Below are 13,337 nucleotides of genomic sequence, written 5' to 3'. Positions count from 1 at the left end.
CCCTCCTCGTTCAGGCTCTGCGCGATCGCCGGATCTGATCGATCAGCACGGCGACCACGAGCACGACGGACACCGCGATGTTCTGCCAGAACGGCTGGACGCCGATGATGACCAGGCCGCTCGCCAGCGACACCGGGATGAACACCCCGACGACGGTTCCCTGAATCGACCCGATGCCGCCGAACAGGCTCGTGCCGCCCAGGATCACGGCGGTGATCACGGCGAAGTTGTCCAGGGAGTGCGCCGCGAGGGTGGTGCTCGAGAACCTCGCCAGGGACATGACACCGGCCAGGCCCGCACAGGCGCCGGACAGGGCGTACACCATCATCAGGTGACGGTTGACGTTGATCCCTGCGCGTCGAGCCGCCTCGGCGTTCGACCCGATCACGAACGTGTACGTCCCGAACCGCGTGAACGTGAGCGCGAGCCATCCGAGCACGCACACCACGACGGCGATGACGACGATCCACGGGATGATGCCCCACAGTTTCTCCTGGCCGAGCCCCCGCGCGAACTCGGGCGGCACACCGCTCACGTCGACGCCTCTCGTCAGCAGCTGGGCGACGCCGAGCGAGGCACCCATCGTCCCGAGCGTCACGATCATCGGCGTGATCTTGGCCCGGGCGACCAGTGTGCCCGCCACCGCCCCCACCACGATGCCGACGACGATACCCGCCGCGACGCCGATGAGGTAGCCGGCCCACGGTGCCATCCCGAGTCCGCTCGGAATGGCGATCATCACCTGCGCGGCCACGACGCCGGAGAGCACCAGCACCGACCCGACGGCGAGGTCGATCCCCGCCGTGATGATCACGAAGGTCATTCCGACGCCCATCACCAGCAGAGGCGCGGCCGCCTTCGCCATCGACTCCAGATTGAAGGGATTCAGGAACGCATCCGGTCTCAGTGCGGAGAAGACGGCTCCGATCACGAGGAGTGCTCCCAGTATCGGAAGAAGCTCGAACCCTCTGGACCGGGAAGCCCTTCCTCGCCTGACGGGAACGACCGTCTCGACCGGACGCTCTTTCGGTAAGGTCTGCTGACTCACGACTGCTCATCCTCCGGCTCGGTGACCAATGCGCCCGTCATGGCTCCCACAAGATCGTTGACACTGGCCTCTCCCTTGTCGAAACGCGCGACGCGTCGCCCCAGTCGCAATACCTCCACACGATCGGCGACCTCCAGCACCTCGGGCATGTTGTGGCTGACCAGAACCACGGATATCCCGTGGTCCCGGACACGCCGGATCGCGTCCAGCACCAGTGCACGCTGCCGGACGCCGAGTGCGGCCGTCGGCTCGTCCATAAAGACCACACGCTTGGCCCAGGTCACGGCGCGCGCGACCGCCACGATCTGACGCTGTCCACCGGAGAGGGATCGCACGGGAATTCGCGCGTCTCGCATCTCGACGCCCAGGCTCCTCATCACGGTGTCGCTCTCCTTGCGCATGCGGGCCTTGTCGAGGACATGGAGAAAGCGGGGGAAGCCGGCTTTGTAGAGCTCGCGTCCCAGGAACATGTTGGTGGCGGCGTCGAGATCGGTGGCGACGGCGAGATCCTGGTACAGGGTCTCGATGCCCTGCGCCCGGGCGGCCACCGGAGAATCGAACTCCGCGGGCCCGCCATCGACCAGGATCCTGCCGGAATCGGGGCGATCCGCGCCCGAGAGACAACGGACCAGTGTGCTCTTGCCGGCTCCGTTGTCCCCGATCAGCGCGACGACTTCCCGAGGCTTGACTGTCAGAGAGGCGCCACGCAGAGCCTCGACGCTTCCGAAGCTCCGCCGAAGATCGACGGCCTCGAGCACAGGGGTGGTCACGTCGGTCCGTTCCACCTCATCCGGCCCTCGCTCAGCAGCTTGCTTCACGATAGATGTACTCCTGCACCTCGGGGTCGTCGACCGTGTCCTTCGTGATCGTTCCGGACGAGACCACCACATTCGCCTCCACGTCCTTGCCCTCGATCGCATTGACCACCTGCTCCACACCCTGGCGACCGATCTCGCTGGGGTTCTGCGAGACGATGAAGGTGAGCACGTCGTCGCGCAGCAACTGCACGGCCTCGTCCGAAGCGTCGATGACGCCGAGGACGAGATCGTGCTTGCCCGCCTCGTCAGCCCCGGTGGCCGCTCCCTGCAGGCTCAGCAGATCGGTCGCGTACACACCTCCGAGGTCGGGGTTGGCCGCCAACGACGAGCTGAAGTTCTGCTGGGCCGCGCCGACGGAGCCGTCGGAGTAGAGGGGGCCGAGGAGGGTGATGCCCGGGTAGTCCGATTTCATCACGTCGACGAATCCCTGCACGCGCTGGTCCAGCGAGGACAGGCCCGCGGAGTTGGCCAATACGAGCACCGTGCCCTCGCCGTTCATCCTGGTGCCCATCTCCTTGGCGCTCTGTGCTCCCATGTCGACGTTGTCGGACGCGATCCTCGACACCGACAGGGAGTCGTCGGACAGCACGGTGTCCACCTCGGCGAAGGGGATACCGGCCTCCTTCATCGCGGTCGCTGCCGGGACGACTGCATCGCGGTCGATGGGCTGCAGCAGCACGCCGTCGGGCGCGCTCGCCGTGGCCGCCTCGACCGCGGAGACCTGATCCGCTGTCTCATAGTTCAGCGGGCCGGTGATGTCGAGCGTGTATCCGAGTTCCTCCGCGCGCTCCTTCGCCGCGCAACCGAGGGGGATGGTGAAGGCGTCGGCCGCCGTCTGGATGTAGATCAGGCGTCCGCCCGCGGACGTCGTCGAGCCTGGATCGGCCTGGCCACTGCAGGCCGTCAATCCGGCGACGAGTACGAGGGCTGCTGCGCCGAGAACGGCGATCTTTCTGTTCATCTCTTGCTCTCCTCTTGCTTGTCGGGTGAATCCTGGTGATTGTTCGGGTGAGGCGGGTGCCCGGAACCTGATCGATGCGGGCAGATCGGCTCTCGTGTTCAGATGTAGCGGCCGAGCAGCGAGAGATCGGCCTCGGAGAGGCGGTCCCGCGCCAATCGCGCCTGGTGCCAGTACGGGTAGCCGAGCGGCACCCTGCTGACGGAGTCCAACAGGTCGAGGTCCTCGTCGGACAGCTCGAACGACGCGGCCTCGAGGTTGCCGGACAGCTGCTCGTCGGTCCGGGCTCCGAGCAGGACCGAGGTCACGCCCGGTCGCCGGAGGAGCCAGGCGAGTGCAACGACCGCAGCGGTGGAGCCGTGCCGTTCGGCGACCGCGATCAGAGCGTCGATGATGTCGTAGAGGCGCTCCGTGTCGTGAATGGGAGGCTCATCCCATTCCTCGAACGTGTGGCGGCCCTCCTCAGGGGCCGAGTCGTTCCTGCGATATTTTCCGGACAGCAGCCCGGCGGCGAGAGGACTCCACACCAGTACGCCGAGACCCTGGTCGAGCGCGATCGGAATGAGCTCGTTCTCGGCCTCCCTCGCTTGCAGCGTGTAATGGATCTGCATGCTGACGTAGCCGCTCAGCCGATTCCGCTCGGATGCGGCGAGGGACTTCATGACGTGCCAGCCGGCGAAGTTGGAGCAGCCGATGTAGCGCACCTTGCCGGACGAGACGAGGGCGTCGAACGCAGCCATCGTCTCCTCGACCGGCGTCACCCCGTCCCAGTTGTGCGCCTGGTAGAGGTCGATGTGGTCGGTCTGCAGACGTCGCAGGCTGGCCTCGCAGGCGCGGATGATGTGATGGCGCGACAGTCCGGCGTCGTTCGGTCCCGGTCCGATCGGAAATCTGACCTTCGTCGCGATCAGCAGCTCGTCCCGGCGGGCTTTGATCACTTCTCCGATGATCTCCTCGGACCGCCCGAACGAGTAGGCATCGGAGGTGTCGATGAGATTCACCCCGGCGGCGAGGCACATATCGAGCTGCCGTTGAGCGTCCTCGACACCCGTGCTCCCGATCATCCGATAGTCGCCCTCGCCACCGAACGTCATCGTTCCGAGCGACAGCACTGACACCATCAGCCCTGAGTCTCCCAGCTGCCGATACTCCATCATTGCTTCCCTTGTTCGACGTGTTGATTCGTTCCGGGTGTCGGGTTGTTTCTTCGATCCCGGACGGCGAACGCGATGCGGCCGTCCCGAGGGAGTCATCTGTCCTGACACCCACTATTAATTCTTTGTGTATCGGACCGTACTAGGCAATGGCCGCAAATATCAATACAGAAATCAACTCGTAATATTCGATTGTCGAATGTATAGTGACGATATGGTGACAATCTCCCCGATGCCCACTTCTCCCGCGACCTCAGCGAGCAGCCCTGGAGACCTCTTCCAGCTCATCCGTCAGGGAACCGCGCGGTCGCGGTCGGAACTGTCCAAGGTGACGGGGCTTGCGCCGTCGACGGTCTCGTTGAAAGTGGAGGATCTGCTGCGGGGCGGGCTCGTGATCGAATCCGGCGTGTCCGGCCGAGGTGGGCGCACCGCGCGACGCCTCTCGGTCAACGCCGCCGAGGGGTTCGTGGTCTCCCTGGATCTCGGTGCGAGCCATGTCCGCGTCGCGGTCGCCGATCTGGCGGGTCTGATCCTGGCCGACCGGCTGTGCTCGACTGACGTGATCGACGAAGATCCGGGGGTCACCGTCTCCGGGCTCTGGCGGACGATCCAGGGCATCGTCGACGACACCGATCTCGAACTGACCAAGATGGTCGCGCTCGCCGTGGGGGTGCCCGCGCCCGTCCGGCAGCCGGAGGGCCGCATCGTCTCGCCGGCCTTTATGCCGGCATGGAACAATGCCACCCTCTCCACCCTCTTCGCCACGATGACCGATGTCCCCGTCATCGTCGAGAACGACGCCAACCTCTACGCGATCGCTGAGTGTCCAGCGGAGGTGGAGCCGGAGTCGGCGCACCTTCTCGCGATCAAGCTCGGCACACGCATCGGGTGCGGCATCATCAGCGGAGGCAAGCTCCATCGAGGGTTCAGCGGAGCGGCGGGCGAGATCTCGCACACCCAGGCGAAAGGACAGGCGGCGATACTCTGCTCGTGCAACGTCGTGAACTGCCTCGAGTCGGTTGCCAGCGGGGGAGCGCTTCTCGCGCGTCTGCGTGCAGACGGTTTGACGGTCGGTTCCACGCAAGAGCTCGTGCAGATGGGCGAGCACGGGGACGCCAGGGCCGTCCAGGTTCTGCGCGAGGCGGGCAGTGAGATCGGGGCGGCGCTGTCGAGCTTCGTCAATTTCTTCAACCCGCGGGAGCTGGTTCTCGGCGGCACCATGTGCTACAGCGCGCCGTTGACGGCTGCCATCAGGGCAGAGCTGTTCCGAACGTGTCTGCCTCTTATGACCGAGAACCTCGATGTGCGCACGTCTCGGCCCGAGACCGGACTGGGCAGTGCGGGCGGCCTCCGTCTCGCTCTGGACACGGCGTTGCAACCCGAACGCGTCAACGCGCTCCTCTCCGAGGCGGAGGCGGTACACAGCGCATGATCGCCGCCGACCACCCCGATGTCTACATCGCAGTCGACATCGGCGGCACCACGATCAAGGCGATCACCGTCGGCGGGAACGGGAGGATCCTCGCGAGACGCGTCGAACCCACCTTCGGACACGCCAGCACCGCCCTCGCGAGCGTGCTGTCCGTGCTCGATGACGTGCTCGGCGACGCGCGCCGTGCCGGCCACCGACCGCAGGCGATGGGGGTGTGCGCTCCGGGCACTGTCGATGCCGAGAGAGGCGTGGTCACGTTCGCCGCCAACCTCGGTTGGCAGGATCTGTCCCTCGCCTCCACGCTCAGCAGCCGTTACGCGCTGCCGGTGCGCGTGGACCACGATGCCCGCGCCGCGGCCTCGGCGGAGTTTCGCGGGCGTGGAGCCTTTCCGAACAGCGACGTCCTCTTCGTGCCCCTCGGCACGGGAGTGTCGGCAGCGGTGATCTCGGCAGGGACTCTCGCCCGAGGAGCGACCGGTTCGGCCGGCGAACTGGGCCATGTGATCGTCAGGCCCGGTGGGGAGCCCTGCCTGTGCGGGCAGTCCGGCTGTGTCGAGGCCTATGCAGGCGCCACGAGCATCCTTCGCCGTTATCGAGCCGGCGGCGGGACGGCGGAGAGCGTTCAGGAGATCGCCGAAGGGATTCCCGACGACGACCTCGCGGCCACCGTCTGGAACGATGCGGTCGATGCTCTCGCACACGGTCTGCATGGTGCGATCGCCGTACTCGATCCGGGCCTGATCGTGCTCGGGGGCGGTCTCTCACAGGCGGGAGACGTGCTCGTCGGTGCTCTACGAGCACGTCTCCAGGAGCTCCTCACCTGGCGGCCCGTCCCCGAGATCGCGGTGTCGGTGCTCGCATCGTTCGGCGGCATCATCGGAGCCACGTTGCTCGTGGCGGACCACTTCGCCGAGGACGAGATCAGAACGCTCATCCACGACCTTGCGGATGAGCACACCTCACTCCCGGTGCAGCCCTCGGTAGACGGGGGCTCGATCGGTACACGCACACCGACTCGGAGGTGAACATGGTGTGTGTCGACGACCTAGCCGGTGGCCTTCTTCAGGAGAGCCACGATCATCTTCTCGTCGGCGGCCGAGAGCTTGGTCACGGCGTAGGAGGTCGGCCAGAGGTTGCCCTCGTCGAGGTTCGCGGCCTCTTGAAAGCCGATGGTGGCGTACCGGGCGTTGAACTTGGCTGTGCCCTGGAAGAACACCACGACCTTGCCGTCGGCGTTGGTGTAGGCCGGCTGGCCGTACCAGGTCTTGGGCTTCAGCTCGGTGTTCTCGGTGACCAGCCGGTGCAGCGTCTCGGCGAGCTCCTTGTCGGTGCCGGTCATCTCGCCGATGGCGGCGAGACAGGCGGCCTCTAGGTCGGCGCCCGCCTTGGCGGCCTTCGCCTCGGCCGCGGCTGCGCGCATCGCGGCCTTCTCCTCTTTGCTGAAGACGGTGCTCACGGTCTGCTCCTCTCGTCGGACTGCGTCATTGCATCCACCCTAGGTTGCACCCGAGAGGAGGGCTTCTTCAATCCTGCTCGGTTCGATCGACCCGGGAAGCCCTGCCGGACCAGCGGATCGGCGGGTCAGCGGTCGCGGAGGCCGGCGAACAGCGCGTGCAGCAGCGGGATGATCGACGCGACCATCAGAACCGTGCCGAGCACGGCGTCGTTCGCGTGGAGCACCGCGCCGCCGATGAGCAGAGCGCCGAACAGCACGGCCGACACCAGCCGCCGCGCGGTGCGCTCCAGCCGGGCGACCCTCCGCTCGAGGCGCGGGCTCGCGACCGACACCGACCCGTCCTCGACTCGGGTGACGATCGCATCCAGTCGTTTCGGCAGGCGCCAGACGATGCCGGCGGTCTCGAACGCCTGCTGCGCGAGATCCTGGACGACGTTGCCGCTCTCGTCGCGCAGCAGCTGCGCCGCATACGGCTCGATGGAGCTCCAGAGGTTGAACGCGGGATCGAGCGCGCTGCACACCCCGGAGGTGAGCGACATCGCCCGGATGATGAGGAGGAAGTTCTCGGGCAGCTGGAACGGCAGCGACCGAACGACGTGCCCGAACTGATCGGCGAACTCGCGGAACTCCCGCGGGTCCACCTCGCGCAGCTCGGCGAAGCCCATGCCGCCGAATCGGGCGAAGAGCTGGGTCATGGCACGCTCCAGCTCCGAGGTCTCGGCCGACGGCAGCAGCACGCCCACCTCGCGGATCGCCTCCACCATGCCCGTGCCGTCGCGTGAGGCGGCCGCGATCAGCAGCTTCCGCAGGCCGCTGCGGGTGCTCGGGGGAACCTCGCCCATCATGCCGAAATCGATGAACGTGAGCTTCCACGGCCGTTCGGCGGGGCCGTCGGCGACCGGGGTGACGAAGATGTTGCCCGGATGCGGGTCGGCGTGGAAGAAGCCGTTCGTGAACAGCTGGTCGAACATGACCGCCGCGAAGACGGGCGCCACCTCCGCCGGGTCGATGCCGGCCGCGGCGAGCGCCTCGGTGTCGGTGATCTTGATCGCCGTCACGTCTTCGAGGGTGAGCACGCGTCGAGTGGTCCGCTCCCAGACGATGGCGGGCACGCTCACCCGCTCGTCGTCGGCGAACTCCGTCGCGAAGCGCTCCGAGCTCGCCGCCTCGTGCAGGTAGTCGATCTCCTCGAGGCTCGTCTGCGCGAACTCCTCGACGAGCGCCGGCATGTCGACGCGGTCGGAGACGATCCGCACGCGGCTGAGCCATCCGCCCACCTTGCGCAGAGCCGCCAGGTCGACGTCGATGATCGCATCGATGTTCGGCCGCTGCACCTTGATCACCACGGCGTCGAGCCCGGTGTCGGTCGCATCGAGCGGGGCGAGCCGGGCGCGATGCGCCTGCCCCAAGGATGCCGCGGCGACCGGGGTCTCGTCGACCGTCGCGAACGCCCGCTGCAGCGGCACGCCCAGCTCCGCCTCGGCGAGCGCGCGGATCGCGGCGAACGGCACGGGCGGCACCTCGTCTTGCAGCCCCTCGAGCTCGGCCGTGATCTCGGGCGGCAGCACGTCGAGCCGCGACGACATGAACTGCCCGACCTTGATCATCAGCCCGCCGAGCTCGACGGCGAGCACGTGGAAGCGCTGTGCGAAGCGCCGCATGCGCCGGGAGCGAGTGCGCTCTGCGAGCTTTCCGAGCCCGATGCGGGGCAGGACCAGCTCGAACCACCACGTCACGGCGAGATTCCAGCCGGCGAAACGCAGGATGCGGCGGTAGCGGGTGCGGATGTCTCCTGTGCCGGGCATCGGGTCTCCCCGGCCCGGGCGGGCCGACGGCACCCGGTCAGTCCTGGGCGAGGATCGAGTAGAGCCGGCGGCGCGCCTCGTCGAGCACGGTCACGGCCTGCTGGATCTGCTCCGGCGAGCCCGTGCGACCCACCTGTGCGGCCGCCTGGGCGAGCCCGACGCCCGCTTTGGGCAGGGCGGTGAACCGGGCGCCGTCGGTCGAGCTCTCGGGATCCCAGGGCGCCGGCGCACCGGCATCCGCGATCTTCTCGCGACCCGCCTCGGTGAGCGTGTAGGTCTTGCGTCCGTTGGACTCCTCGGCGCCGATGAGACCCTCGTCGGCCAGCAGCTGCAGCGTGGGGTAGACCGAGCCGGCGCTGGGCTTCCAGCTGCCGCCGCTGCGCTCCTCGATCTCGTGGATGATCTGGTAGCCGTGCATGGGCTGCTCGGCGAGCAGCGCGAGCACCGCAGCCCGCACATCGCCTCGACCCACCCGGGTGCCGACGCGCTTCTCGAAGGTCGAGCGCAACTGCGTCATCACCTGCCAGAGCGCCTCGGTGTGACTGCCGGTGCCGAATCCGTCGGCTGAGAACGAACCACTCATGATGACCTCTTCCGTGAACCGTGAACGATACTCAACGATATACGGCGAACCGAGCAGGGCTCACAGGAAAGTCGGACTGAGGAACTGCCCCTAGAGCGGGCCAAGAGCGTCGGCGGGATCGCCGGTCAGGCGCAGGGAGCGCAGCGGCTCGAGGATCTGGCGCTCCTCGTAGCGGAAGTGCGACTCCATGATCGCGCCGATGCCGTCGAGATGGCTCGTGATCTCCGCGGCCCCGTCCCGGCGGTCCAGGGCGGTGCGCAAGGCGCCGAGCAGATGGCTGAGCATCGAGTGATCCTGCACGAGCTTCTCGACGACGGGTGCCAGTTGCGGATGCTCCGCGACGAGAGCGGGGAAGAGCGCGGCATCCTCGCTCCGGTGGTGCCCGTCGAGTGCTGCGCAGAAACCGGTGCAGTACAGCAGGAGATCGGATGCGGCATCCGGGGCGTCATCCCCTGCGGCCACGGCCTCCTGGGTCACGGCGAGCGCCTTGCGGAGCCGGGAGTGGGCCGCGCGGAGCTCGGCGTCCCAGACGATCAGGCGGTCGGCATCCACCGTCGCAGTCTAGCTTTCCGGCTGTCGCGCTCGATGTGCGCCCGGGGGCCGGCCGACCCGCCGCTCGTGACGAGATCCGGTTACGGATCCGTGAACGCTGCCCCGGATTGCTTGGCAGGCGGAGGATCGAGTCGGTAGAGTCCAACTCCGGGCGGATCGATTCCGTTGCCCGCTCTCAGTGATGCGTCTGTTTCGTCGTCGAGGGGGATGCCATGCTGCGAAGCCGCCATCGACGTCTCGTCGGCGCCGTGATCGTGGTCGCCGTGGTCGGCGGGCTCGCCGCGTGCTTCCCGTCGGGACCCGAAGAATCCGACGACCACGACGCATCCATCACGCCGGTCGACTTCTCGGAGCTCCCGGCACTCGACGCGTTTATGCCCGAGCCCTGGGAGCCGCGAACACGCGACGAGCAGTTGGCGATCGAGATCGAGGAGGCGACGGCCGGCGGTGGGAGCCCGACCAGTCAGCAGGTCGTCGACGCGCTCGCGCTCAGCTACGGCGGCATCCCCGGGGCGAGCGCGTCCGAGCTGCCCGTCGCCGACACTCCGGGGCAGAGCGGAACGTGGGCACTCGCTCTCTCGGCGCGTCACGGCGACGAACTCACCGAGGAGCAACGGGCGGCACTCGAGACCCTCGAAGCCGACCCCGCGGACACGTTCGCGATCGACCCCGCCGAGCTCCAGACGGCGATCGCCGATCCGACCTTCGGCGACATCCCGGATGACTCCGCCGAGGGCGAGTCGGGGGCCTCGTCCGTCGCTCCCGCGAGTGTCGACGCGTCATCGACGACCCCCGCCGCCCCGGTCGATCTCGCCGCTCCTCGCGCTGCGCTCGCTCCACCGCCCGCCGCGGCGATAGGCGCCAGGCTCAGAGCCATCAGCACGCGGGTCTACGGCGATTGGAAGCGCTTCCGGCCCGACTTCCCGACGCTCCAGCTCACCATCGCCCTGTCGCGGGCCGCGAACGGCAAGGCGTCGATGGACACGTGGTGCGTCGGCACCGTGTGCACGATCCGGGTCTTCCCGAATGTGTGGAACACCGGCCGGTACTCCACCCAGGAGCTGAAGTACATCTTCGCGCACGAGTTCTTCCACGCACTGCAGTTCCAGTGGTCGCAGCGTCTTAAGGCACCGGCATGGGCGCTCGACGGCGCGGCGAACTGGGCTGCCGCCGATCTGTACCGCACGGTCGCGACTCCGCGTGCCGACTTCATGTGGTCCGATTGGTTCTCGGCTTCGCGGACGCCGCTCGCCGCGCTGTCCTATGCCGCGTGGCCTCTGTTCGAAGCCGATCACGCGGTCGGGGCCGATCCCTACGAAGCCGACAAGGCGATCTTCCGCTACGGCAGCGAGAACACGACAGACTCGATGGCGGTCGGCTTCCTGAACGATGTCGAGACGCTCCTGCGCGCCGGGGCTGCGGGCGCACGCGTCAGGGCGTATTCGGGTGATCCGTCGTGGTACCTGGCGTGGCCCGGAAGGAACGCGGCGACCGGTCCGGCCGACAACGTCCGTCCGCTCGCGTCCGCGCCCGTCGGCATCGGATCGTTCAGCGTGCACCAGGCCGGTGACTTCACCCACATCGTCCGGGACGCGACGTTCACGAACGATGTCGGGATCGCGACGGTGCTGCCCGTCGGCGGCGCGTTCACGACGCGCGCGAAGGACGGCACGGTCGATGTCGCCGAGGGCCAGGAGGCGCGGTTCTGCTTCGACGCGAGTGGGTGCCGGTGCCCCGAGGGACAGGCATCCGATGCGATCGTCATGGACGGCCATCACATGCTGTTCGGCTTCGAGCTGCAAGAGGTCGCGTCTTTCGTCCAGGTGGAGAACGACAAGTGGGACCCGGGCACGTACTGCGAGAAGCGCGATGACGGCACCGAGGCCGCGACCGCCAACGGCGACCCGCACTACACGACCTTCGACGGCTACACCTACACGTCGAACTCGCTCGCCGAGTTCGTCACCATGCGCGATCCCGAGGGAGGCCTCGAGGTGCAGTCACGGCACGAGCCCTACAGCGCTCACGAGGTCGACACGATCGTCGCACCGGGTGCCGTCGGCACGAGCGCGGTGGCTGTGGATGTCGGCGAGGGGAGGCGCGTCACCTTCGAAGGCGCAGACTTCACGTTCGATGCGGATGTGACGATCCGTGTCGACGGCGATGTCGTGGGCGACGACCGGTTCTCGGTGGGCGAGGTGAAGGTGAGCAGAGGAAGGAACGACGACGACTTCCGCACCTGGACGCTCGAGTGGCCCGACGGGAGCTCGGTCGAGCTGATGTGGGGGTGGGGATTCTCGGTCACCGCTCGGCTCGCACCCGACAGGGCCGAGCGGATGGTGGGCATGCTCGGCGCCGCGGATCACAACCTGTTCGACGATCTCGCGCTCCCCGACGGCACCGTGCTCGGCGCGGGCAAGGACATCGAGACGGACTTCGCGCAGGCGTGGCGCGTGGATGCGGCCACGAGCCTGTTCGACTACGGTTCAGGCCAGTCGTTCGCGACGTTCGTCAAGCCCCTGCCGGAAGCGGTCGCGGTGAGCGCGGAGAGCCGGGACGGCTGCCGCGATCAGCTCGGGGCCCGCGCCACCACCGCCGAGGTGGACGCCTGTGCCTACGACCTCTCTGCGACCAGCATCCCGGGCCTTGCGGATCTGCATCGTGTGTTCACGGAGAACCGCATGGTCCGTCAGGCCGTCGCGTCCTTCCCGATCGACTGGAACGGTGACGGCTCGCCTGATTCCGGTGATTCCGGCGGCGGTGGCGACGCGGACGGCGGCCGAGACGACGGTGGCGACGACGATCTCGGTCCGGTCGGCGGGGAACCGGCCACACCCGCGAAGGCGGGTGTTCCGTCCGCCACCCTCGAGGCGACGATCTCCGACGCCGCCGTGCTCGCGGAGGGCACCACCGCCAGGATCAAGCTGAAGGCGGGAACCATCGTCATGGCACGCGCGATCAGCTGCGCCGGCGAAGCGAACCTGTGGGTCACGCTGGTGGGTCCCAATGCGATGACCGGAGACCTGTACCTCTGCGGCCCCGCGGCCGTCGCGGCTCCCGACGAGGATGACGAGGGCACACCGGGCACCAACTACGGCCTCGTGACGACCGACGGCGACTACCTGGTCTCGATGCAGACGGACTCGGTCGATCCCGTGGCGGCGACCGTCGAGGTGTTCGCAGACCCGACGCCGACCGTGCTGTCGCCGAAGTCCGTCGACGGGTTCACGCTCGAGACCTCGATGTCGGGTATCGGAGACACCATCGTGCTGCAGCCCGATCCGACGGATTTCACCGACCTCGACATGTCGGGTCTCGGAGGCGTCTGCTACTTCGTATCGACGAGCGCCTTCGCGGACGACCAGGCGGCCGGGTACTTCGTCCCGTTCGACGCCGTCTGCCGTCACGGGCCGACCACCCTGATCCCGACGGGCACGAGCTCGACGGTCGTGCTCGTGAAGCGCGATGCCGCCCCGCAGCCGGTGGTGGTGAAGGTCGCGGGATAGCGGGACGCGCGTCTCGGCGATCGCC

The 13,337-nt window shown here is 67.8% G+C and carries 11 protein-coding genes; 3 read left to right on the top strand and 8 right to left on the bottom strand.

The window, feature by feature from the left end:
• Positions 1 to 10 precede the first annotated feature (10 nt).
• From CLV54_RS07470 to CLV54_RS07455, 4 genes are all read right to left on the bottom strand, one after another.
• A complete protein-coding gene (locus tag CLV54_RS07470) occupies positions 11 to 931 on the bottom strand; it encodes an ABC transporter permease (RefSeq protein WP_211294468.1) in 921 nt (306 codons plus the stop codon).
• Between the two features lie 113 nt (positions 932 to 1,044).
• On the bottom strand, positions 1,045 to 1,866 hold the full coding sequence (locus CLV54_RS07465) for an ATP-binding cassette domain-containing protein (RefSeq protein WP_245861465.1): 822 nt from the start codon (positions 1,864 to 1,866) through the stop codon (positions 1,045 to 1,047).
• Positions 1,850 to 2,827: a substrate-binding domain-containing protein gene (locus tag CLV54_RS07460; RefSeq protein ID WP_100344286.1), complete on the bottom strand. Its 978-nt coding sequence runs from the start codon at positions 2,825 to 2,827 to the stop codon at positions 1,850 to 1,852. Before CLV54_RS07460 ends, CLV54_RS07465 begins: the two co-directional genes overlap by 17 nt.
• A gap of 98 nt (positions 2,828 to 2,925) precedes the next feature.
• On the bottom strand, positions 2,926 to 4,089 hold the full coding sequence (locus CLV54_RS07455) for an aldo/keto reductase (RefSeq protein WP_211294467.1): 1,164 nt from the start codon (positions 4,087 to 4,089) through the stop codon (positions 2,926 to 2,928).
• A 16-nt stretch (positions 4,090 to 4,105) separates the two neighbouring features.
• Here CLV54_RS07455 and CLV54_RS07450 point away from each other — a divergent pair, with 16 nt between their 5' ends.
• Positions 4,106 to 5,410: an ROK family transcriptional regulator gene (locus CLV54_RS07450; protein WP_157802867.1), complete on the top strand. Its 1,305-nt coding sequence runs from the start codon at positions 4,106 to 4,108 to the stop codon at positions 5,408 to 5,410.
• Complete coding sequence (locus CLV54_RS07445; RefSeq protein ID WP_100344284.1) at positions 5,407 to 6,435, top strand: ROK family protein; 1,029 nt, start codon at positions 5,407 to 5,409, stop codon at positions 6,433 to 6,435. The genes CLV54_RS07450 and CLV54_RS07445 overlap by 4 nt, the downstream gene beginning before the upstream one ends.
• A gap of 20 nt (positions 6,436 to 6,455) precedes the next feature.
• Here CLV54_RS07445 and CLV54_RS07440 read toward each other — a convergent pair whose 3' ends face one another.
• From CLV54_RS07440 to CLV54_RS07425, 4 genes are all read right to left on the bottom strand, one after another.
• Positions 6,456 to 6,866, bottom strand: a complete 411-nt coding sequence (locus CLV54_RS07440; protein WP_100344283.1) for a hypothetical protein — start codon at positions 6,864 to 6,866, stop codon at positions 6,456 to 6,458.
• Positions 6,867 to 6,991: 125 nt separating this feature from the next.
• Positions 6,992 to 8,671 (bottom strand): ABC1 kinase family protein, encoded by a 1,680-nt coding sequence (locus tag CLV54_RS07435; RefSeq protein WP_100344424.1) that lies wholly within the window; start codon positions 8,669 to 8,671, stop codon positions 6,992 to 6,994.
• 37 nt (positions 8,672 to 8,708) lie between these two features.
• Complete coding sequence (locus tag CLV54_RS07430; RefSeq protein WP_100344282.1) at positions 8,709 to 9,254, bottom strand: PadR family transcriptional regulator; 546 nt, start codon at positions 9,252 to 9,254, stop codon at positions 8,709 to 8,711.
• 90 nt (positions 9,255 to 9,344) lie between these two features.
• A complete protein-coding gene (locus CLV54_RS07425) occupies positions 9,345 to 9,806 on the bottom strand; it encodes a hemerythrin domain-containing protein (protein ID WP_100344281.1) in 462 nt (153 codons plus the stop codon).
• A 212-nt stretch (positions 9,807 to 10,018) separates the two neighbouring features.
• On the opposite strand from CLV54_RS07425, the gene CLV54_RS07420 reads away from it, so the two are divergent.
• Positions 10,019 to 13,312: a VWD domain-containing protein gene (locus CLV54_RS07420; protein WP_100344280.1), complete on the top strand. Its 3,294-nt coding sequence runs from the start codon at positions 10,019 to 10,021 to the stop codon at positions 13,310 to 13,312.
• Positions 13,313 to 13,337: the final 25 nt, after the last annotated feature.

Origin of the sequence: Compostimonas suwonensis (genome assembly GCF_002797855.1) — a bacterium.
Classification (GTDB): domain Bacteria; phylum Actinomycetota; class Actinomycetes; order Actinomycetales; family Microbacteriaceae; genus Compostimonas; species Compostimonas suwonensis.
This window is presented reverse-complemented; position numbering and strand designations above follow the sequence as displayed.

Coding starts and splice junctions, on each gene's coding strand:
- CLV54_RS07420 (WP_100344280.1), top strand. CDS start 10,019: ATGCTGCGAAGCCGCCATCGACGTCTCGTCGGCGCCGTGATCGTGGTC.
- CLV54_RS07460 (WP_100344286.1), bottom strand. CDS start 2,827: ATGAACAGAAAGATCGCCGTTCTCGGCGCAGCAGCCCTCGTACTCGTC.
- CLV54_RS07430 (WP_100344282.1), bottom strand. CDS start 9,254: ATGAGTGGTTCGTTCTCAGCCGACGGATTCGGCACCGGCAGTCACACC.
- CLV54_RS07435 (WP_100344424.1), bottom strand. CDS start 8,671: ATGCCCGGCACAGGAGACATCCGCACCCGCTACCGCCGCATCCTGCGT.
- CLV54_RS07445 (WP_100344284.1), top strand. CDS start 5,407: ATGATCGCCGCCGACCACCCCGATGTCTACATCGCAGTCGACATCGGC.